The sequence below is a fragment of the Sphingomonas sp. CBMAI 2297 genome, assembly GCF_029870595.1.
GTDB lineage: Bacteria > Pseudomonadota > Alphaproteobacteria > Sphingomonadales > Sphingomonadaceae > Sphingomonas.
On the sequence record NZ_JAPDIR010000007.1, the window covers coordinates 37,661 to 58,202 of the forward strand.

The window sequence follows — 20,542 nt, forward strand, 5'->3', positions numbered from 1 at the left end:
CACGATCTCCTTCGCTGCCAGCATAGCGCGGTTTCGCGCCCGAAATAGCCGGTATGAGGATCGCCGGGCGGCATTCCGTTCATCCGCCGGTCAGCCTTTGCGGCGATACATCGGCGGCGGGCACGGAAAAGGGGATCTTCATGCACCATTGGCTGCGCGTCGCGGCACTGCCTGTCCTGCTCGCCCTCGGCGCGGCGGCGCCGGCGCCCGATCCCGCGATCGCCTATGAACTCGCGCCGGTGCTGCAGGGCGACGCGATCGTCGCGCTCGACGTCACGATCCGCCTGCGTGCCGACAAGTCGGGCATCACCACGCTCGACTGGGCCGAAAGCTGGGCCGGCGAGGACAAGCTCGGCCAATGGGCGCGCGACATCCGCGTCCAGGGCGGCACCGCCGCCGCCCCGGCGCCGCATGGCGGGCGCATCGTCCGCTCCGCCCCGGGGGCGCCGCTGGTCATGCGCTACCGGATCGTCTCGGCCTATGACGCGGATCCCAGCACGGCGGACAGCGAGCAGGCGCGCCCGGTCGTGCGCCCCGGCTGGTTCTATTCGGTCGGCGAGATCCTCTATGCCCGCCCCGTCGATCGCGACGATGCGCCCGCCCGCTTCGCCTGGAAGGGCCCGGCCGGCATCGGCTTCGCCTCGGATACCGAGCATCCGACCGGCCTGGGCGGCCACCCCCGCACCGTGGGCGACATCCTCGAGAGCATCGCCATCGGCGGGCGCGACCTGTCCGTCACCACGCTGATGGTGAAGGGCGCGCCCGTCCGCGTCGCGCATGTCGGCCGCTTCGGCTTCGACGTCCAGGCGTTCGACCGGCTGGCTGGCCAGGTGGTGGCGATCGAGCGCGATTTCTGGCGCGACGCCGATGCCGGCCCCTTCCTGATCACGGCGATCCCGCTGGCGCCCGTGCCCGGGCGGCTCAGCTATGGCGGCACCGGCCGCAGCGACGCCTTCGCCACCTGGATCGACCGCGACGCGCCGCTCTCGGGCCTCGGCTGGCTGCTCGCGCACGAATATTTCCACAGCTGGAACGCGCGCCAGCTCGGCCGCTTTCCCGAGAAGGCGGAGGCCGAAGCCTATTGGCTGAGCGAGGGCTTCACCGATTTCTACGCGCGCCGGCTGATGCTGCGCGCCGGCCTGTGGACGCCGGAGAAGTTCGCCGCCGACTGGAACGAGATGCTGCGCGCCTATGCGGCCTCGTCCTTCCGCGCCATCGGCAATGCCGAGGCCGCCGCGAAATTCTGGACCGGCGGGCAGGCGGCGGAGAAGATCCCCTATCAGCGCGGATCGATGCTGGCGGCGCTGTGGGACCGGCAGCTCCAGGCGCGAGGGCTGGGCGATCTCGACACGGTGCTGCGCGCCCAGCGCGACCGCGCGCGCGCGGCCAAGGCGCCGCCGCAGCTCACCGATGCGTTCGTGGCGGAGATCGGGCGCGCCGGGCTGGATGCGGGGCCCGACATCGCGCGCTATCTGACGCGGGGCGAGCCGCTGCTCCTGCCCGAGGACGCGTTCGGCGCCTGCGCCCGGCTGGTCACCGCCGATATGCCGGTGTTCGAGCGCGGCTGGGACAATGCCGCCACGCAAAAGGCCGGCAATGTCCTCACCGGCGTCGATCCCGCGTCCAACGCCTATGCCGCCGGGCTGCGCGACGGGATGAAGATCCTGCGGCGTACCGCCGGCGAGCCGGGCAATTCGGCGGTGGATTTCGTGGTGGAAGTGCAGGACGGCGCGGCGAAGCGCAGCGTCGCCTTCCGCCCCGCCGGCAGGAAGACGCTGCGCACCCAGCAGATCGTCCTCGATCCCGCGCGCTTCGCCGCCGAGCCGGAGAAGTGCAGGGCGGCGCTGGCCGGATAGACGGGCCTATCCGCGCGGCCGCGCCTCGTAGCGCATCGCGCCGATGTCGTTGCCCTCGGTGTCGAGGAAGCGGATGAGCGTGCCGACCATGGGGATCACCGCGCGGGGCACCGTGATCACGCCGCCCCGCGCGACGACGCGCTCGGCCACCGCATCGACATCGTCGACCGCGAAGGTCGGCTCGATCCCGTTCAGCCCCTCGCCGCTGCGGGGAACCTGCCGCTGGTGCATCAGCCCCTGCACTCCCGGCGCATCCGCGTCGCCGGTATGGATCAGGTAGAAGCCCGGCGGCCCCCAGGGCTCGAACTCCCAGCCGAACACCGCTTCGTAGAAGCGGCGGGCGCGGTCGACATCGTCGACATGGAGGGCGAAGGCGGCAAGATTGGCTGGCATCGGCATCGCTCCGGTATCGGGAAGGCCATGGCGCAACTGTGTCGCGCTCGCGCGTGCGCCGCAATCCCGCTATAGCGGCGTATAATGTCGCGAATCCGGCGCAGCGTGGCGGACGAGCCCTTTCTGCTGATCCGCACGGCGGCGAGCGACCATCGTGCGGGCGAGGCGATCGCGCCCCATGCGCATGACTGGCACCAGCTCGTCCACGCCGCCGCCGGGATGATGGAGATCTGGACCGAGCGGGGCTCGTGGATCGCGCCGAGCGGCCGGGCGCTGTGGGTGCCGGCGGGAGTGCGGCACGGCATCCGCTTCGCCGCGCCGAGCACGCTCCGCACGCTTTATCTCCGGCCGGATTGGGCGCCGGGATTGCCGCGCGACTGCGTGGCCGTGACGGTGTCGCCGCTGTTGCGCGAGCTGGTGCTGCGGGCCGTGGCCTGGGGAATGCTCGATGGCCGCCGCCCCGCCGAAGCGGCGGTGGCGCTGCTGGTCCGCGAGGAATTCCGGCGTTCCGACACGCCGCCCTTCGACCTGCCCGAGCCGGCCAGCCCGGGAATGCGGCGGGCCGCCGACCTGGCCCGGGCGGGCAGGCGCGGGCCGGAGATCGCGGCGGCGGCCGGCATGAGCCTGCGCGCGCTCGAGCGCCGCTTCCGCTCGGAGACCGGGCTGAGCCTTGGCCGCTGGCGCCGGCATGCGCTGTTGCTGGCGGCGATGGAGAGGCTGGGGGCGGGCGAGCCGGTCAAGTCGGTCGCCGCCCATGCCGGTTTTTCCACGCCGAGCGCCTTCGTCGCCGCGTTCCGGGCGGCGTTCGGCGAGACGCCGGGAGGCTATTTCAGCGCGCCGCCCGTGCGCTTCTGAGGGCCTTGCCCCACCAGGCGAGCTCGTCGAACAGATGGTTCAGCCGCGCGCCCTCGCGCTCGTCGGCGCGGAACCGGTCGCCGTCGCGCCGGGCCCATACGCCCTGCAGGTGGAGCGCGCCCTCCAGCGGCGCCATCTGCAGCTCGCGCGAGACCATGGTGAGCTGCTCCACCGAACGCGCGCCGCCCATGCCGCCATAGGCGACAAAGGCCACCGGCTTGCGGTTCCATTCGGCATAGACGGTGTCGAGCGCGTTCTTGAGCACCGCGGGGATGCCGTGATTATATTCGGGCGCGATCAGGATGAAGCCGTCCGCGCGCGCCACCTTCTCGCCCCAGGCGATCTGCTTGGCGTCGGCATAGTCGCCCGCCGCGGGCGGCTTGGGGTGGTGGTAGAAGGGCAGGTCCCATGGCTTCAGGTCGATCAGCTCGCAGTCCAGGTCGTCGCGATCCGCGTCCGCCGCGTCCATCACCCAGTTGCCGATCGGCTCCGCCATCCGCCCCTCGCGGACGGACCCGAGGATGACGAGGATCTTCAGCGGCTCGGCCATGGTCTTCCCTTCATGCATGTCGCGCTGTCCTACACGGCGCCTTTGTGGTTGAGGATGGCCGATGCGCGCGCTTGCTCCAACCACCCATTTGGCGGCCCCCTGCGGCGATTGCCGCCCGCGCCCGTCCGGACGGCGGCGCCGCGCGCGATGGGGTAGGGGCCTTTGCGACCTTCCGCCGCCCGTCCGCGCGGGAGTGTCAACGGAGTCAATGTTTTCGTCCGGCCGGCTCCCGAATCACCGGGCTTCCCGCAACGCACAAATTGCTGTACGGGCGCGCCAACTTCTTTCCAGGAAAGCAACATGAACCTCCGCAACGTGGCGATCATCGCCCACGTCGACCACGGCAAGACCACGCTCGTCGACCAGCTCTTCCGCCAGTCCGGCACTTTCCGCGACAACCAGCGCGTCGAAGAGCGCGCGATGGATTCGAACGACCTCGAAAAGGAGCGCGGCATCACCATCCTGGCGAAGCCGACCTCGGTCGAGTGGGCGCCCCCGGGTGGCGGCGACCCCGTCCGCATCAACATCGTCGACACCCCGGGTCACGCGGATTTCGGCGGCGAGGTGGAGCGCATCCTCTCGATGGTCGACGGCGTGATCCTGCTGGTCGATTCGTCGGAAGGCGCGATGCCGCAGACCAAGTTCGTCACCGGCAAGGCGCTGAAGCTCGGCCTGCGCCCGATCGTGGTCGTCAACAAGATCGACCGTTCGGACGCGCGCGTGCAGGAAGTGCTCGACGAAGTGTTCGACCTGTTCGTCACGCTCGAGGCCAATGACGAGCAGCTCGATTTCCCGGTGCTCTACGCCTCGGGCCGCAACGGCTATGCCTCGGACGACGCCGATGCGCGCGAGGGCACGCTGCAGCCGCTGTTCGAGAAGATCGTCGAGCATGTGCCGCCGCCCGCGCTCGATCAGGACGCGCCGTTCAGCTTCCTCGTGACGCTGCTCGACCGTGACAATTTCCTCGGCCGCATCCTCACCGGCCGCGTCCAGTCGGGCACGGTCAAGCTCAACCAGCCGATCCACGCGCTCGACGCCGAGGGCAAGGTGATCGAGACCGGCCGCGCCTCGAAGATCATGACCTTCCAGGGCCTGGAGCGCGTGCCGACCGACGAAGCGCGCGCCGGCGACATCATCTCGCTGGCCGGCCTGACGGTCGCCACCGTGTCGAACACCATCGCCGATACTTCGGTCAGCACGCCGATCCAGGCGCAGCCGATCGATCCGCCGACGCTGTCGATGCGCTTCGCCGTGAACGATTCGCCGATGGCGGGGCGTGAGGGCTCGAAGGTCACCAGCCGCATGATCCGCGACCGTCTCGAGCGCGAAGCCGAGAGCAACGTCGCGATCAAGGTCACCGAGAGCGAGGACAAGGACTCGTTCGAAGTCGCCGGTCGCGGCGAGCTCCAGCTCGGCGTGCTGATCGAGACGATGCGCCGCGAGGGCTTCGAGCTCGGCATCAGCCGTCCGCGCGTGCTGTTCGGCACCGACGAGGACGGCAAGAAGACCGAGCCGTACGAAACCGTCGTGATCGACGTGGACGACGAATTCTCGGGCACGGTTGTCGACAAGATGAACCAGCGCAAGGCCGAGATGACCGACATGCGCCCCTCGGGCGGCGGCAAGACCCGCATCACCTTCTCGGCACCGTCGCGCGGCCTGATCGGCTATCATGGCGAGTTCCTGTCGGACACGCGCGGCACCGGCATCATGAACCGGCTGTTCGAGAAATACGGCCCCCACAAGGGCAACATCGAAGGCCGCAAGAACGGCGTGCTGATCTCGAACGGCAATGGCGAGGCGCAGAGCTACGCCCTGGGCCCGCTCGAGGAGCGCGGCATCCTGTTCGTCGGCCATGGTGAAGCCCTGTACGAGGGCATGATCGTCGGCGAGAACGCCAAGACGGAAGACCTTGAGGTCAACCCGATGAAGGCGAAGCAGCTCACCAACTTCCGCGCCTCGGGCGGCAAGGACGATGCCGTCCGCCTGACCCCGCCGAAGAAGATGACGCTGGAGCAGGCGATCGCGTACATCGACGACGACGAGATGGTCGAGGTCACGCCGACCAAGATCCGCCTGCGCAAGCGCCACCTCGATCCGCACGAGCGCAAGCGCGCCAGCCGGGCGAAGCACGCCGCCTAAGGCCTTTCCTACAGATAGCGAACTGTGTTTAGCTCCGCCCGGTCCTGGTGATCGGGCGGAGTTTTTCATGGCGGCCTTGCTGGCTTTCCTTGCATTGTCGGCGCCACTGCAACTGGGCTGCACGCTGGCGCAGCCGGCGGTGTGCATCAGCACCAACAGCCTGTTCGCGACGCCGGCCTTCGAGGCGGCTGTCCGGCGATTCGCCGGCAAGGGCCGATCGGACTGGCTCGATCACGGTAACCGCGCCTCGCAGCTGGTCGAGATGATCGGCGGCCCACCCGAGCCCCCGGTTCTGCTGGCGAACGGCATATATCGCCTCGCCGCCTGTCGCCCGCACAGCTGCTGGGAGAAAGGCGCGCTGTTCGTCTCGGGGGGCGTGATCCGCGCCGCCGCGGTGCTCCACTTCGCCTGTGGCCGGGGCAAGGCCTGTGCGGATGATTACACGCTTTCAATCGTGATACATGGCAACGATCCGGCGCTCGTCGTCGAGGCGCGGCGCTGGGCCGCCGGCGCGATCGCCGTCGAGAACATGTATCCCGGCCAGTCCCTCCGGTTAGGCGGCGTCGAGATGGTGGATCCCGGCGCGCCTGGCCCGATGGCAGCGCCAAGGCTTCGAGGAAAAAGATGATGCTCGCCGCAACGCTGCTGTTCCTGTCGCCCGTGCCGCAGGATCCGCCCGGCACCGTCAACCAGCCGAAACAGGCCGCGGACGGCAAGCAGAGCTGGTCGATCCTCAACGATCCCTGCATGAGCGGCCCGCCGCGCAAGGCGGACGAGATCGTGGTCTGCGGCCAGGGCGCCGACTCGGTGCCGCGCCTGCCGCTGCCCGGCGAGCGCGGTCCGCCCGACCGGCCGATGCCGAGCAACCCGGATATCTCCGGCATCGGCGCGCTCAACGCCTCGATCGCGCCCTGCGCCACCCGGTCCGAGGGCTGCACGACGGGCATCAACATCCTCGGCATGGGCACCGCCCTGATCCGCGGCGTGGGCAAGCTGGTGGACCCCAATAGCTGCTGCGAGGAGCCGGGCGAGGCGACCAACCCGATCAAGCTGGTCGGCGACGCCGTCGGCGCGGTGGGGCGCAGCTTCAAGAAGAAGCCCGACAAGGCCGGCCGCGTCGCCATCCCGCTCGACGACCTTCCGCCGCCCGAACCGCGCCGGCTGCGCGACCTGGAGGTCCGCCTGCCGCTGCCCTGATTGTCATTGGCACCGGTGTCATATAGCCTTGCGCAAACGGATTCGGGAGGGATGGGGATGCGCGTGATGCTGCTCGCCGGGCTGGGCCTGGCGCTTTCGGCCGGTATGGCCCGGGCGCAGACTCCGCCGCCGGCCGCCGTCACGGGCCGCCCGCCGGCGGTGCCGATCAAGGCCTCGAAGATCATCCTGGTCGGCGATTCGACCACCCAGGTGCTTTCGGGCTGGGGCGGCAGCTTCTGCGCCTATCACGTCACCAGCTTCGCGGCGTGCGTGAACCTGGCCCGGGGCGGGCGCAGCACCCATAGCTACCGGGCCGAGGGGAGCTGGGACCTTGCCCTGGCCGAGATGAAGACGCCGGGCTTCGTGAAGACCTGGGTGCTCATCCAGTTCGGCCATAACGACCAGCCGGGCAAGCCGGGCCGCTCGACCGACCTTGCCACCGAATTCCCCGCCAATCTCCGGCGCTATGTGCGGGAAGCGCGGGCGGCGGGCGCGGAGCCGATCCTCCTCACGCCGCTCACCCGCCGCCAGTTCAAGGCGGGCCGGCTCGATCGCGACCTCGATCCCTGGGCCGAGTCGATCCGCGGGGTGGCGGCGGAGCTGCGGGTGCCGCTGGTCGACCTCAACAAGCGCAGCGCCGATGCCGTCGAGGCGTTGGGCCCGTCGCTGGCCAATCGCTTCGCCCAGGTGCCGCCGGCCCGCGAAGTCGCCGCCGCGGCGCTCGCCGGCACCACGATCGCCAACCCCACCGCCGCCGCCGCGCCCTCGGCGCCGCAGAACAATGCCGCGGTCGAGCCGCTCGGCGATGCCAGGCTGGCCTTCGACTATACGCATCTCGGGCCGGTGGGCGCCGATTTCTTCTCGAAGATGGTGGCGGACGAGCTGGCGGTCGCGGTGCCGAGGATGCGGCCCTTGCTGGTGCCGTGACGGCGTCCGTCTCTCGGCCGATTGGCCTTGCAATGTAGGATTGGGCCCGCTTGGTTCATGCGGCCGGTTCGTTGCCCGGCCGCTCCTTGAAATGCGCTGCGGAGGGACTGGGCCCCGGTTGGGGCCTCATGTGCCCGCAACTCTCATCCCCGTGCAGGCGGGTATGGCGAGCTTTGCCGGTTGAGTCGGGCCCCTGGGTTGAGAACGCAGGCAAGCATCTGTTTTCTGCCGTCATCCCGGCCTTGCGCCGGAATCCCGCTTCTTCCTGCGCTGGCGAGACGGCGGGACGCCGGCTCAGGGCCGGGCTGGCGAAGGCGGAATATGAGTCCTCAATCTAGCTGCCCAGTTCGAGGATCACCGCCCATTCGTCGTCGCGCACCGGCGTCACCGACAGGCGCGACTGGCGGAGCACTTCGAGCGCGGCGAGTCGCGGCTCGGCCTTGAGCATCGCCAGCGTGACCGGCCTGGCGAGCTTGCGCACCGGCTTCACCGCGACGCTGGCCCATTTGCCGTCGTCGCCGTCCGGCTGCCAGGCGCGGGTGATCTCCATGATCCCCACCGCCGCTTTCTCGGTGTTCGAATGATAGAACAGCGCCTGGTCGCCCGGCGCCATGTCCTTCAGGAAGTTGCGCGCGGTATAGTTGCGCACGCCGTTCCATTCGGTCGCCCCGTCGCGGACCAGGTCGTCCCAGGAATAGGCGTCGGGTTCGGAGCGGAGGAGCCAGTAGCGCATGGTGCGGCCTTAACCGCCTAAACGGCTGCTTAACAACCGATTCCGAACCAGTTCAGCCGCCGGGCGTTATCCCGATACCCTCAGCGCCGCGACTCGTCCCTCCTCGGACGGCCGGCAGGCGCCCGCTAATGAGGAGGAAAGTGATGACCGATTTCTTGAAGAAGGCCGTGCTCGGCACCGTCCTGGGTGCGACCGTGCTGGTCGCCGCCGCGCCGGCGGCCGAGGCGCAGCGCTATGGTGGCCGTTATCGTGGCCATGACGGCACCGGCACCGCGATCGTCGCGGGTATCGCCGGCCTCGCCATCGGCGCCGCGATCGCCAGCGACGGCCGCCGCTACGACCATTATGATCGCCGCTACGACTATGATCGCCGCTATTATCGCGATCATGGCTATTACCCGACCGACGGCTATTATTATCGCGACTATTACCGGTCCTATCGTGGCTATTGCGAGGTCCGCCGGGTGTGGGATCCCTATCTCGATCGCCCGGTGCGGGTCCGCTACTGCCGCTGACGCTTCGGGGGGGGGGTGGCCTGGCGCCGCCCCTCCGTTACGCTGCGGGCATGGGCACCGATTCGCACCCGCAGCCGCGGCAGCATGCCGCTGATCCTTCCGATCCCTATCGCCGGGAAGCCCAGACTTTCCCCGAGCTCGACGACGACATGGCCGGGCGCACCGCCGCCTTTGGCAGCGTCGAGGAATGGCCGGAGGGCGGCTTCCTGTTCGAGCGGGGGCAGCGCAGCGTCGATTTCTTCCTGGTGCTGGCCGGCGCGGTCGAAGTGCTCGACGTCGATGCCAAGGGCCGCGAGCATGTCGTGCACGTCCATGGCCCCCGCCAGTTCACCGGCGAGCTCGATCTGTTCAACGATCGCAAGATCCTCGTCTCCGCCCGGGCGCTGCCCGGCACCCGCGTCGCCCGGGTCGAGCGGCTCGCCTTTCGCCGCCTGATCGCCGCCGAGCCGGATATCGGCGAAGTGGTGATGCGCGCCTTCATCCTGCGCCGGGTGGGCATGATGCTGCACGGCGAGGCAGGTATCGCGCTGATCGGCCCCGCGCACGGCGCGGCCACTGCCCGGATCGAGAGCTTCCTGCGCCGCAACGGCCTGCCCCACCGCCAGATCGATACCGAGACCGATGCCGATGCCGGCGGCTTCCTCGCCTGTTTCCAGCTCGCCCCGGAGGACCTGCCCGTGGTGGTCGTTCGCGGCCAGACGTTGCGCCGGCCGAGCAACGGCCAGGTCGCCGACGCGCTGGGCCTCACCGTCGAGCTCGATTCCGCCCATGTCCATGACGTCGCCGTGGTCGGCGGCGGCCCGGCCGGGCTGGCCTCCGCCGTCTATGCCGCCTCGGAAGGGCTCGACACGATCGTCGTCGAATCGATCGCGCCGGGCGGCCAGGCCGGGACCAGCTCGAAGATCGAGAATTATCTCGGCTTCCCGACCGGCATCTCGGGCCAGGCGCTGGCCGGGCGGGCGCAGGTGCAGGCGCAGAAATTCGGCGCGCGGCTGCTGATCTCGCGCGATGCGGTCGGGCTCGACTGTTCCGCCACGCCGTTCACCGTGCGGCTCGACGACGGGACCGAGATCCGCTCGCGTGCCGTGGTGGTCGCCACCGGGGCCCGCTACCGCAAGCTCGACCTGCCGGGCTATGCCGCGCTGGAGGGCAACGGCATCTATTATGCCGCCACCAACATGGAGGCCGGGCTGTGCGCCGGGCAGGAAGTGGTGGTGGTGGGCGGCGGCAACTCGGCCGGGCAGGCGGCGATCTACCTCGCCCGCAGCGCCGGCCATGTCCATATTCTCGTCCGCGGCAAGGGGCTGGCCGACACCATGTCGCGCTATCTGATCGAGCGGATCGAGGCTTCGGACCGGATCACGCTGCACCCCTTCACCGAAGTGACCGAGCTGGAAGGCGAGCGGCACCTGACCGGCCTGAGCTGGACCGACCGCCGGACCGGCGAGACGAGCCGGCGCGCCATGGGGGCGCTGTTCGTGATGATCGGCGCGGTGCCCTCGACCGACTGGCTGGACGGCTGCCTCGACCTGGATCCCGCCGGCTTCGTGCGGACGGGGAGCGGCGAGACGTTCTTCTGCTCGTCCAGGCCGGGGATCTTCGCGGTCGGCGACGTGCGCTCCGGCTCGGTCAAGCGAGTCGCCTCGGGCGTGGGGGAGGGGTCGGTGGTGGTCTCCTCGATCCACCGTTATCTTGAAAGCCTGCGCCAATAGCGGCAAAGGGCTGCCCATGAGTGACACGCCCCCGGACCGTCTGTCGGTCAACCAGAGCAGCCCCTATTTCCAGCGCGAGCTGCTGGAGCGCGGCATCGGCATCCGCTTCAAGGGCAATGAGCGCCGCGACGTCGAGGAATATTGCATCTCCGAGGGCTGGGTCCGCGTTGCGCTCGGCAACAAGGTCGATCGCAAGGGCAACCCGCTGACGATCAAGCTGGTCGGCCCGGTCGAGGCCTGGTTCGAACGCCCCGCCGAAGACGCCGCCGACGAGGGCTGAGGGGCAGGCGATAGAAGTCTTTTAGCCCCTCCCTGGAAGGGAGGGGTTGGGGTGGGTGGAAGCTCGCGAGACGGTTGCGAGGATCGTTTCCACCACCCCCTCGATATTCTCCAGCACGTCATGGTTCCAGAAACGCAGGACGATCCAGCCCCGGTCTTCCAGATAGGCCGTGCGCACCGTATCTGGGCCGCTTCCGGCATGCTGCCCGCCGTCGAGCTCGATTGCCAGCTTGCACGTCCTGCAGGCGAAATCGAGGATGTAATGGCTCACCACCAGCTGCCGGGTTAAGCGGGGACGGATTTGGCGGAGCTGCTGCCAAAGGCGATGTTCGGCGTCGGTCGCGTTGAAGCGTAAAGCCCGTGCATTCGACGTCAGTTCGGGTGGCGTGCGCTGCATTGCCTCGTCCCCTGCCGTTTAGCGGGCGTCGACCCACCCCCAACCCCCTCCCTTTCAGGGAGGGGGCTTCAGGTTCACCCCCCGAACGCCGCCCGCGCCGCATCCTCGAACGCCTTGAGCGCGGCCATGTGCGGGAAGGGCCCGTGGCTGATCCGCGCGATGCCGGTCTCCGCCACCGCCCTGGCATCCGGAGCGCCGGGAAACGCCATGAAGTTCACCGGCAGCGGCACTGCCTTCGCCACCCGCTCGAGCAGCGCGAGATCGGCGAGGCCGGGAACGAAGAAGCCGCTCGCGCCGGCATCGGCATAGGCCTTGCCGCGCGCGATCGCCGCATCGGCCATCGCGACGTCGTGCGTGTCGCCCGGCGCGATCAGGAAGATGTCGGTCCGGGCGTTGAGGAAGAAATCCGGGCCCACCGTCCAGCGGATGGCGGCGATGCGGGCCGCCTGCTCCTCGACTCCGTGCAGCATGCGCGCCGCCGTGCCGTGGCTGGCGACGATCTGGTCCTCGAAATTGCAGCCGATCGCGCCGGTGGCGGCGAGCTTCTCGACATTGGCGGCGACCGCGTCGGGATCGACCGCATAGCCGCCCTCGAAATCCACGCTCACCGGCAGCGCCACCGCCGCCACCGTGCGCCGCGCATTGGCCAGCGCCAGGTCGAGCGGCAGCGCCTCCGCATCGTCATAGCCGTGCGCGGTGGAGACCGAGGCACTGCCCGTGGCAATCGCCCGCGCGCCGGCGCGCTCCGCCGCGCGCGCGCTGCCCGCGTCCCACACGTTGAACAGGATCACCGGATCGCCGGGCACATGGAGCGCGGCAAAGCTCTGATACTTGGACATGGAGAACCCCTCTTGTTCATGTATTGTTCTAGAGGGGGATTGGCGCTGCCGCAAGGGGGCGGTGGCGCAACCCCGTGATGATGCTGACAGATGTGTCCATTCGCCGTCCCGCTGCTCCCCGCCGTCATCCCCGCTTTCGGGGGGATGACGGGCATGGGTTCGAGGGCTTGTCCGGAGCCCCCGGCCTAGTGGACGAACCGCGCCACCACGTCGCGATAGGAGCGGCTCACCTTCACCTGCGCGCCCGAATCGAGCACGAGGAAGCATTCGCCATTGGTGTGCGGCTTGACCTGGCGGACCAGGTCGAGATTGACGATGGTCGAGCGGTGGACGCGTTGGAAGCGGCGCGGATCGAGGCGCTTCTCGAGGTCCTTCATCGTCTCGCGCAGGATCAGCGTGTTGTCGCCGGTATAGATGCACATGTAATCGCCGGCCGCGTCGATCCGCTCGATCGTGTCGACGTCGACGCGGAAGATCTGGCCGCGATCCTTGATGTTGATCAGCTTCTCGAAGCGGCTCGACGCCATCTCGCCGTCCACGGCCGAGGCGGCGATCTCATCGACTGCCTCGGGCGCCACTTCGGCGAGCACTTCCTTCAGCTTCTCTATCTCCTCGACGCCGCGCTTCTCGCTGAGGCGCTGGCGCACCCGGTCGAGCGTGTCGGCCAGCCGGGCCGGCTCGACCGGCTTCATGAGATAGTCCACCGCCTGCGCCTCGAAAGCGCGGATCGCGTGGTCGCTATAGGCGGTCACGAAGACGAACAGCGGCGGCTCGACTTCCATCAGACCCTGGACGACGGAGAAGCCGTCGAACCCGGGCATCTGGATGTCGAGGAAGACAAGGTCGGGCTTGTGGGTCTTGATCGAACGGATCGCCTCGCGGCCGTTCGAGCATTTGTCGATGATCTCGACATCATCATGTTCCTGAAGCCTCAGCTCGAGCCCCTGGATGGCCAGGGATTCGTCGTCGACCAGAATAGTACGGATGGTCATGCGGCCTCTCGATTAGGTTCCTCGATCTGGAACGGTATCTCGATCTCAACGCTGAACCCCTTCCCTGGGTCCGAACGCGTCTCAAATCGATGGTCAGGCCCAAAAGCCTGGGCCAACCGCTCCTTGATATTGGCGAGCCCCACGCCGGTTGAAAGGGTCGGCCGCTGCTTGGCCTCGATCAATCCCGGACCCGTATCGGATACGGCGATCTGCACTCGTTCTCCGGCGAGCCGAGCGGAGACGGTGATATCGGCGCCCTCTTCCTGGGGCGTGACCGCATATTTGATGGCATTCTCGACGAGCGGCTGGAGCAGCAGCGAGGGCAGCCGCGCCTTGGCGACGCGCTCGTCTATGTCGAAATGCGGGCGCAGGCGATCGTCGAAGCGCATCTTCTCGATCTCGAGATAGAGCTTCAGCGTCTCGGCCTCCTGGGCGAGGGTGACGTGCGCGGTCGGCTCGTTCGCCAGCGTGTAGCGCAGGAAGGAAGAGAGGCGGGAGAGCATGATGTTCGCCCGCTCGGTCTGCTTCAGCAGCACCAGCGTGGAGATCGAGTTGAGCGTGTTGAACAGGAAATGCGGGTTGAGCTGGTAGCGCAGCATCGCCAGCTGGGCATGGCTCGCCTGCATCTCCAGCGCCTGCATCTGGTCGATCTGCTGCTCGACGATCAGATAGAAGTTGATCGCGAAATAGAGCGCGGACCAGCCGGCCAGCACGGTGAAGTTGATGAACACGGTGCCGACGACGAGATTGAACGAGATGTTCGGCGTCGGCATCTTGATGAAGGAATAGATGAAGGCGTCGAGCACCGCGTAGATCGCCGTCGCGGTGCCCAGCGTCGCCAGCGTCAGCAGGATGCCCGGAATGCGCGGCAGCCGCCGATAATAGCCGTAGAGCGTCGAGAGCAGCAGCGTCAGGCAATAGCCGATGATCGATTCGATGATCACCGCGATCACGCCCTCGACGCTGAAGCCGTTGGACAGCGACACCACGGTGCGCAGCAGCAGATAGCCGGTCCAGCCACCGGCCTGGAGCATCCAGAAGGCGCGGTTCTTGTCCTCGAAGAACGGGCGCGACAGCGCGGCGGGCGCCGGCTGCTTCAACGGCTGCGCGAGGAACGGGGAGCTAGGATCCAGGGTAGCCACGCCCCAGCCTCTAACACCGCTGACAGGCGGGGGCAAAGAGGCGTAGGCTTGTACGCGCCGGCGCGAGACCGGGGCGATTGCGGAGAGCGAGGATGGACCAGGGCGGCGAACGCGCGAAATTCCATGCGATGACCGACGGCACCGCCGAGGACTGGGCGATCATCGGCGGGGCGTTCCGCGGCTTTGCGGGTGGATTGCCCGATCGGATCCTGACGCACCTGAAGCTGCTCGACGGGGATTTCGGCGGTTTCGCGATCGACCGGCTGCAGCATTCGCTCCAGACCGCGACGCGCGCGCATCGCGACGGCCGCGGCGAGGATTATGTGGTGATGGCGCTGCTCCACGATATCGGCGACACGCTGGGGAGCTACAACCATCCCGAGATCGCCGCCGCGATCCTGCGCCCCTTCGTCAGCGAGGAGCTCCACTGGATCGCCGACAAGCACGGCGCCTTCCAGGGCTATTATTTCTTCCACCATCTCGGGCTGGACCGCGACGTGCGCGAGGGGTTTCGCGGCCATGCGCATTTCGAGGCATGCGCGGAATTCTGCGCGCGCTACGACCAGGCCGCGTTCGATCCCGCCTATGACAGTGCGCCGCTCGCCTTTTTCGAGCCGATGGTCCGCCGCGTCTTCGCCCGGCCGCTGAACAGCCTCTACGCTAGGGCGGCCGAGGCGTGACCCGTTGATGCCGCGCCGAGCCCGGGCGTCTGCCTGCCGAGGGTGAGAACCCAACTACGGCGTTGAACGACTTCCGCCATCCCCGCGCAGGCAGGGATCCGCGGCAGCATGGGACAAGCGAAGCAATCGTGCGCGGGGGCGATGGAGCCGGCATTCCGGTCCTCGCGCGCCCTGCCCGCGAGGTGCCCAAACGAAAACCGCCGCCCCGTTTCCGGAGCGGCGGCTTCGTGTTCCCGTTCGGGAAGCGGGTTTCGGCTTAGAAGCCGACGACCAGCGTGCCCATCACGGTGCGCGGGTAACCGATCTGGGTGAACGGCGGGTTGCCGTAGTTGGTGATCGCGCCCGTCGTCGCGTTGTAGGTCGGGCCCTGGTTCAGCGCGCCGTTGCCGCTGTTGATGGAGCCAACCCAGAACTCGTTGAACAGGTTGCGAACGTTGACCTGGAAATAGGTCTTCTTGTTCAGGCCGGCCCAGGTGAGGTCGACACGCGCGTTGAGGTCAACCAGCGTGTAGGCCGGGGTCTTGGCCGGGAAGATGTCGAAGGTCTGGACCGCACCATTGACGGTGAGGGCCTGACGGATCGGCTCGTTGGTGTCGTAGATATAGCGCGGACCGGTGCGCTTCACGTCGATGCCGAGCGACACCGGCTCGATGTCGACCGTCGCGCCGCCACCGAAGGTGTAGACGGGAGCGTTCGATTCGCGCTTGCCGGCGGTCGGAGCGTAGATGATCGCGCCGGCGGCGGTGCGAGCCACCTCGACGTTGTTCAGGATCTCCGAATGGAGGTACGAACCGAAGGCGTAGACGCTCAGCTCCTTGACGGGCTGGTAGGTCACCGAGCCGTCGAAGCCGTACTTACGCACGGTGCCGAGGTTGCGGTAGACCGACTTTTCCAGCTCGGGATCGTAGGACGAGGCGAGACGGTTCTTGTAGTTGGTGTACCACGCGCCGAGCTGCGCCTGCAGCGTCGCCGAGCGATAGCGCACGCCGAGGTCGAAATTGTCCGTGGTCTCAGGCTTCGGGGTCGCGCGCTCCGAACCCTTCGGGAAGTAGAAGGAGTTGTAGAGATTGTCCGTACCCGGAACCTGCAGACCCTTCGAGTAGTTGCCGAACACGTCGACATGCGGGGTCAGCGCCCAGGTGTAGCCGATGTTCGGCAGCACGCGCTTGTAGTTCAGGATGCGCTGCTGCGGCCCCTGGGTCGGGAAGGTGCAGGTGATCGGCGCCGTGGTGGTGCAGGTGGCGCCCGAAGCGGCCGCCGCGCTGGCGGTCACCGTCTGGGTCGGGGTACCGGCGAGGAAGCCGGCGACCTGCGAGCCGCACTCGATGAAGCCCGAAGCGCTCGAGGTGGCGCAATAGTTGGTCAGGTTGCGGCGCATGAACGGCGCGCGGATGCCCGCGTTGATCTTCAGGGCATTGTCGAAGAATTCGCCGCGATACTCGAACGCGACCTGCTGGAGGATCGCATACGACAGACGGTCACGCTTCTGCAGGGCCTTGCCGTTCGAATCCAGGATCGGGTTGTTGACCGGGAAGACGTCGAAGGGCTTGCCGTTGAGCTGCAGATAACCGAGCTCGCCGGTCTGACGGTGGCGCGCACGGTCATAGGTGTAGGCGATACGGACGCTCTGGTCGGACGACAGATTGTAGCGCAGCGACGCGATGACGCCGATGCGATGCGTCTGGGTCTGGCTGGGCGCCAGGACGCGGATGGTGTCGAGCGTGTCGCCGTCGCCGTTCAGGTCGCGGCCGACATAGGGCGTGCCGCCCCAATAGCCCGGCTGGCAGTTCACCGTGCCGCTGTTCGGCGTGGTGTTGCAGTTCGCGCGCGCCGGCGTGCCCGCCGGGTTGAGGTCGAACATCGACTCGTTCGCCACCACGGTGCCGCCGCCGTTCGCCTTCACGACCTGGTAGCTCGGATCGACCGTGAGGACGAGGCCGTCGGACAGGGTGAAGCGCGACTGGCCGCGGATGTTGCCGGTGTTCGACGGGTTGTAGCGCTCGTCGAAGGTCGAGCCGCAGCTGTTGGCGGTGTCGGCCACGCCCGGGCGAGCCACCGTGTTGATGGTGCAGGCCGGGATGGTGTAGAACGCTTCGCCGTTGTTCATCGGGTAGCGATCGGTCGCGTTCACGCCGGTATTGCGCACGCCGGTGGTGGTGACGACCTGCTGGCCCGTCGGGCACGGGGTGGTGGTGACGGCGCAGCCGACCCCGCGCTGCACGGTATCCCAACGCAGCGGCACCGAGCCCTGGAAGTTGTTGCGATTCTGGTTGTAGTGGCCGGCGATCGCGATGAAGTCGCCGCTATCGCCCAGCGGCTGATAGATCTTGGCGTTGTACTGCTGCTTGTCGATCTTCGAGTTCGGGTTCCAGCGCTGATAGTTGCGCGCCTGGCTCGCCGAGAACCACGCACGCGTGCCGGCCGAGGTGAACTCGCCGGTGTCGACGAGGCCGAAGGTGCGGAAGAAGCCGTACTGGCCCACCGAGCCGACCAGCTTCACGCCGAAGTCACGGCTGGGAACGCGGGTGCGGTAGTTGACGGTCGAACCGGTCGCGCCGGCGGTCGGCGAGTCGACGTCGGTCGAGCCGAGGTTGACGTTGACCTGCTCGATCAGCTCCGGATCGATCTGCTGGTTCGAATAGATGGCGTAGTTGCCCGAATCGTTCAGCGGCACGCCGTCGAAGGTCTGGCTGATGCGCGTCGAGTCGAAGCCGCGGATGCTCATCGAGCCGCCCGACGAGCCGTACGGATCGTTGTTCTGGAAGCTGACGCCCGGGAGCTGGTTGATCAGGTCGTTGACGCTGGCGCCCGGCGCCTGGCGCTCGATGAATTCCTGCGTGAGGACGCCCTTGGCCCGCGAGGTGTCCGGAATGATGATGCCGTTCACGCCATTGTCGGCACGGCCGCCGGTCACGACGATCTCGGTCTCGCCCTCGAAGTCCTGCGTACCGGTGGACTGCGCGAACGCCGCCCCCGGGACTATCAGCGCGGCAAAAGCCACGCCCGCAAAAAGCTTGGTGCGCATTAGAGGTGTTTCCCTTTCGGTGTGTGCTTATCGTCTGCACTGAACGCGGTGCGGTTCACCGTCGTCGCCGCCCATGCGATTAATTTATGTCGGTCCTGTGACAGTCAATCCGAGTCCTGTGGGACGGGCCGGTTAATCTGCGATTCAGGATTGTTGCGTTGCAAAAAAGTCACTCCACCGTGGCGACGATCTGCAGCCATTCGCTCTCCGAAATCACGCGGATTCCGAGATCCGCGGCCTTTTTCAGCTTCGAGCCGGCACCGGGACCCGCGATCACCAGATCAGTCTTGGCGGACACCGATCCCGCGACTCGGGCCCCCAGCGACTCGGCCTGGGCCTTGGCCTCGTCGCGACTCAGCGCCTCCAGCGTGCCGGTGAAAACCAGCGTTTTTCCAGATACTTCCGATTCGCGGGTCTCGACGATGAACGGCGGCGGCGCGACTTCGCGCAAAAGATCTTCCCACACCGCGCGGTTGTGCGGCTCGTGGAAGAAATCGGCCAGCGCCTGGCCGACGGCGCCGCCGACATTCTCCACGCCGATATGCTCGGCGACTGCCTTGTCGAGCCGCGCGCGGTGTTTCGTCTCGGTCTCACCGATCTGTGGCGGCGTTGCATCGCGCAGCGCGATGACTTCGTCGGCGAGCGCCTGGAGCGCGGGCAATGTTGCATAGCGTTTCAATAGGTCTCGTGCCGTGATCGCCCCGATGTGGCGGATGCCCAGGCCGAAGAGCAGCCGCGCCGCATCGGGCGCGCGCTTGGCTTCGATCGCGGCGAGCAGCGCGTCGACCGACTTTTCCTGCCAGCCCTCGCGGCCGAGCAGTTCCTCGCGATGAGGGGCGAGGCGGAAGATGTCCGCCGGCTCGGCGATCCAGCCCAGGTCGAGCAACTCGATCAGCGTCTTCTCGCCCAGCCCCTCGATGTCGAGCGCGCCGCGGCTGACGAAATGCTTGAGCCGCTCGAGCCGCTGGGCCGGGCAGATCAGCCCGCCGGTGCAGCGGATGTCGACCTCGCCTTCCTCGGCCACGGCTTCGGAATCGCAGATCGGGCAATGGGTGGGGAAGGACCAGGCCGCGCGATCCTCGCCGCGGGTCAGATTCTCGACGATCTGCGGGATCACGTCGCCGGCGCGCTGCAGCACGACCCGGTCGCCGGGGCGCACGCCCAGGCGCGCGATCTCGTCGGCATTGTGCAGCGTGGCGTTGGTGACGACGACGCCGCCCACCGTGACTGGCTCCAGCCGCGCCACCGGCGTGAGCTTGCCGGTGCGGCCGACCTGGATATCGATGTCGCGCAGCGTGGTCTGGGCGCGCTCGGCGGGGAATTTGTGCGCGAGCCCCCAGCGCGGCGCGCGGCCCACAAAGCCGAGCCGGGCCTGCCAGTCCAGCCGGTCGATCTTGTAGACGACGCCGTCGATATCGAAGGGCAGGTCGGCGCGGACCGCCTCGATCTTCCGGTACTGCGCCAGCGCGCCCTCGAGATCGACCGGGCCGGCGAACAGGTCGGAGACGGGAAAGCCCATCGCCGCGATCGCGCGGATCACTTCCGCCTGGGTGCCGCCCGGCAGCGATGCGGTCTCGCCCCAGCCCCAGGCGAGGAACCGCAGCGGGCGCGCCGCGGTGACCGCGGCATCCTTCTGGCGCAGCGATCCGGCGGCGGCGTTGCGGGGATTGGCGAACTGGCGCGCCTCCTTGCCGGTCTCGGCTGCCTCGGCGAGCAGCCGGGCGTTGAGCGCGGCGAAATCCTCTTTCGCCATATACACCTCGCCGCGCACCTCGAAGATCTCGGGTGCGCCGGCGATCTCCTGCGGCACGTCGCCGATCGTCCGGGCATTGGCGGTCACGTCCTCGCCGATCTGGCCGTCGCCGCGGGTGAGCGCCTGGACGAGCCGGCCCTTCTCGTAGCGCAGCGAGCAGGAGAGGCCGTCGATCTTGGGCTCGGCGGTGAGCGCGACCGGCTCGGCATCGCCCAGCGCCAGGAAGCGGCGGACCCGGCCGAGGAAATCGGCGACGTCCGCATCGTCGAAGCCATTGTCGAGGCTGAACATCGGCCGCGCATGCGCGATCTTGGCGAGGCGGCCGGACGGCGCGGCGCCGACCAGGCGCGAGGGCGAATCGGCGCGGACCAGATCGGGGAAGGCAGCCTCGATCGCGGCATTGCGCCGCATCAGCGCGTCATAGTCGGCGTCGCTGATCTCGGGCGCGTCCTCGGCATGATAGAGCCGGTTGTGGTGCGCGATCTCGGCGGCGAGCTTCTCCAGCTCGAGCGCGGCGTGCTGGGGGGTCTGGGGCAGCGGATCCATGTCGCCGGG

General features: G+C 68.2%; 19 protein-coding genes. 10 read left to right on the forward strand and 9 right to left on the reverse strand.

Features of this window, described 5'->3' with window-relative positions; translation table 11 throughout:
• The first annotated feature begins 140 nt into the window (after positions 1–140).
• Entirely contained in the window at positions 141–1,856 is a 1,716-nt protein-coding gene (locus tag OMP43_RS11465) for a hypothetical protein (RefSeq protein WP_280279855.1), read from the forward strand.
• A gap of 6 nt (positions 1,857–1,862) precedes the next feature.
• Here OMP43_RS11465 and OMP43_RS11470 read toward each other — a convergent pair whose 3' ends face one another.
• Positions 1,863–2,249, reverse strand: a complete 387-nt coding sequence (locus tag OMP43_RS11470; RefSeq protein WP_280279856.1) for a VOC family protein — start codon at positions 2,247–2,249, stop codon at positions 1,863–1,865.
• Between the two features lie 84 nt (positions 2,250–2,333).
• Between OMP43_RS11470 and OMP43_RS11475 the strand changes: the two genes are divergently transcribed.
• Complete coding sequence (locus OMP43_RS11475; protein WP_280279857.1) at positions 2,334–3,104, forward strand: helix-turn-helix transcriptional regulator; 771 nt, start codon at positions 2,334–2,336, stop codon at positions 3,102–3,104.
• Here OMP43_RS11475 and OMP43_RS11480 read toward each other — a convergent pair.
• Entirely contained in the window at positions 3,079–3,672 is a 594-nt protein-coding gene (locus OMP43_RS11480) for an NAD(P)H-dependent oxidoreductase (RefSeq protein WP_280279858.1), read from the reverse strand. The two genes, OMP43_RS11475 and OMP43_RS11480, sit on opposite strands and share 26 nt — an antisense overlap.
• 282 nt (positions 3,673–3,954) lie before the next feature.
• Here OMP43_RS11480 and typA point away from each other — a divergent pair, with 282 nt between their 5' ends.
• The 4 genes from typA (at position 3,955) to OMP43_RS11500 (ending at position 7,920) form a co-directional block, all read left to right on the forward strand.
• Positions 3,955–5,796, forward strand: a complete 1,842-nt coding sequence (gene typA / locus OMP43_RS11485; RefSeq protein WP_280279859.1) for a translational GTPase TypA — start codon at positions 3,955–3,957, stop codon at positions 5,794–5,796.
• Positions 5,797–5,863: 67 nt separating this feature from the next.
• A complete protein-coding gene (locus OMP43_RS11490) occupies positions 5,864–6,424 on the forward strand; it encodes a hypothetical protein (protein ID WP_280279860.1) in 561 nt (186 codons plus the stop codon).
• Positions 6,424–6,993: a hypothetical protein gene (locus OMP43_RS11495; protein WP_280279861.1), complete on the forward strand. Its 570-nt coding sequence runs from the start codon at positions 6,424–6,426 to the stop codon at positions 6,991–6,993. The genes OMP43_RS11490 and OMP43_RS11495 overlap by 1 nt, the downstream gene beginning before the upstream one ends.
• Positions 6,994–7,050: 57 nt before the next feature.
• Positions 7,051–7,920 carry a rhamnogalacturonan acetylesterase gene (locus tag OMP43_RS11500; protein ID WP_280279862.1) on the forward strand — a complete coding sequence of 290 codons (870 nt, stop codon included), beginning with the start codon at positions 7,051–7,053 and terminating at the stop codon, positions 7,918–7,920.
• A gap of 334 nt (positions 7,921–8,254) precedes the next feature.
• On the opposite strand, the gene OMP43_RS11505 is transcribed toward OMP43_RS11500, so the two are convergent.
• Positions 8,255–8,653 carry an EVE domain-containing protein gene (locus tag OMP43_RS11505; RefSeq protein ID WP_280279863.1) on the reverse strand — a complete coding sequence of 133 codons (399 nt, stop codon included), beginning with the start codon at positions 8,651–8,653 and terminating at the stop codon, positions 8,255–8,257.
• A 143-nt stretch (positions 8,654–8,796) separates the two neighbouring features.
• Here OMP43_RS11505 and OMP43_RS11510 point away from each other — a divergent pair, with 143 nt between their 5' ends.
• From OMP43_RS11510 to OMP43_RS11520, 3 genes are read left to right on the forward strand one after another with little or no spacing between them, the layout of a single operon-like run.
• A complete protein-coding gene (locus OMP43_RS11510) occupies positions 8,797–9,168 on the forward strand; it encodes a hypothetical protein (protein WP_280279864.1) in 372 nt (123 codons plus the stop codon).
• A 50-nt stretch (positions 9,169–9,218) separates the two neighbouring features.
• Positions 9,219–10,880 (forward strand): FAD-dependent oxidoreductase, encoded by a 1,662-nt coding sequence (locus OMP43_RS11515; RefSeq protein WP_280279865.1) that lies wholly within the window; start codon positions 9,219–9,221, stop codon positions 10,878–10,880.
• A gap of 16 nt (positions 10,881–10,896) precedes the next feature.
• Positions 10,897–11,160 carry a DUF3297 family protein gene (locus OMP43_RS11520; RefSeq protein WP_280279866.1) on the forward strand — a complete coding sequence of 88 codons (264 nt, stop codon included), beginning with the start codon at positions 10,897–10,899 and terminating at the stop codon, positions 11,158–11,160.
• 21 nt (positions 11,161–11,181) lie between these two features.
• On the opposite strand, the gene OMP43_RS11525 is transcribed toward OMP43_RS11520, so the two are convergent.
• The 4 genes from OMP43_RS11525 to OMP43_RS11540 all read right to left on the reverse strand — a co-directional run bounded on the left by OMP43_RS11525 (position 11,182) and on the right by OMP43_RS11540 (position 14,421).
• A complete protein-coding gene (locus OMP43_RS11525) occupies positions 11,182–11,556 on the reverse strand; it encodes a DUF559 domain-containing protein (protein ID WP_280279867.1) in 375 nt (124 codons plus the stop codon).
• A gap of 74 nt (positions 11,557–11,630) precedes the next feature.
• On the reverse strand, positions 11,631–12,395 hold the full coding sequence (locus OMP43_RS11530; protein WP_280279868.1) for an isocitrate lyase/phosphoenolpyruvate mutase family protein: 765 nt from the start codon (positions 12,393–12,395) through the stop codon (positions 11,631–11,633).
• A 185-nt stretch (positions 12,396–12,580) separates the two neighbouring features.
• Positions 12,581–13,387, reverse strand: coding sequence for a LytTR family transcriptional regulator DNA-binding domain-containing protein (locus OMP43_RS11535; protein WP_280279869.1), 807 nt, complete (start codon positions 13,385–13,387; stop codon positions 12,581–12,583).
• Positions 13,384–14,421, reverse strand: a complete 1,038-nt coding sequence (locus OMP43_RS11540; protein ID WP_280280019.1) for a histidine kinase — start codon at positions 14,419–14,421, stop codon at positions 13,384–13,386. The genes OMP43_RS11535 and OMP43_RS11540 overlap by 4 nt, the downstream gene beginning before the upstream one ends.
• 200 nt (positions 14,422–14,621) lie before the next feature.
• Between OMP43_RS11540 and OMP43_RS11545 the strand changes: the two genes are divergently transcribed.
• Entirely contained in the window at positions 14,622–15,209 is a 588-nt protein-coding gene (locus OMP43_RS11545) for an HD domain-containing protein (protein ID WP_280279870.1), read from the forward strand.
• A gap of 256 nt (positions 15,210–15,465) precedes the next feature.
• On the opposite strand, the gene OMP43_RS11550 is transcribed toward OMP43_RS11545, so the two are convergent.
• Both OMP43_RS11550 and ligA read right to left on the reverse strand, forming a co-directional pair.
• Positions 15,466–18,234: a TonB-dependent receptor gene (locus OMP43_RS11550; RefSeq protein WP_280279871.1), complete on the reverse strand. Its 2,769-nt coding sequence runs from the start codon at positions 18,232–18,234 to the stop codon at positions 15,466–15,468.
• Positions 18,235–18,403: 169 nt separating this feature from the next.
• On the reverse strand, positions 18,404–20,533 hold the full coding sequence (ligA, locus tag OMP43_RS11555) for an NAD-dependent DNA ligase LigA (protein WP_280279872.1): 2,130 nt from the start codon (positions 20,531–20,533) through the stop codon (positions 18,404–18,406).
• Positions 20,534–20,542 lie beyond the last annotated feature (9 nt).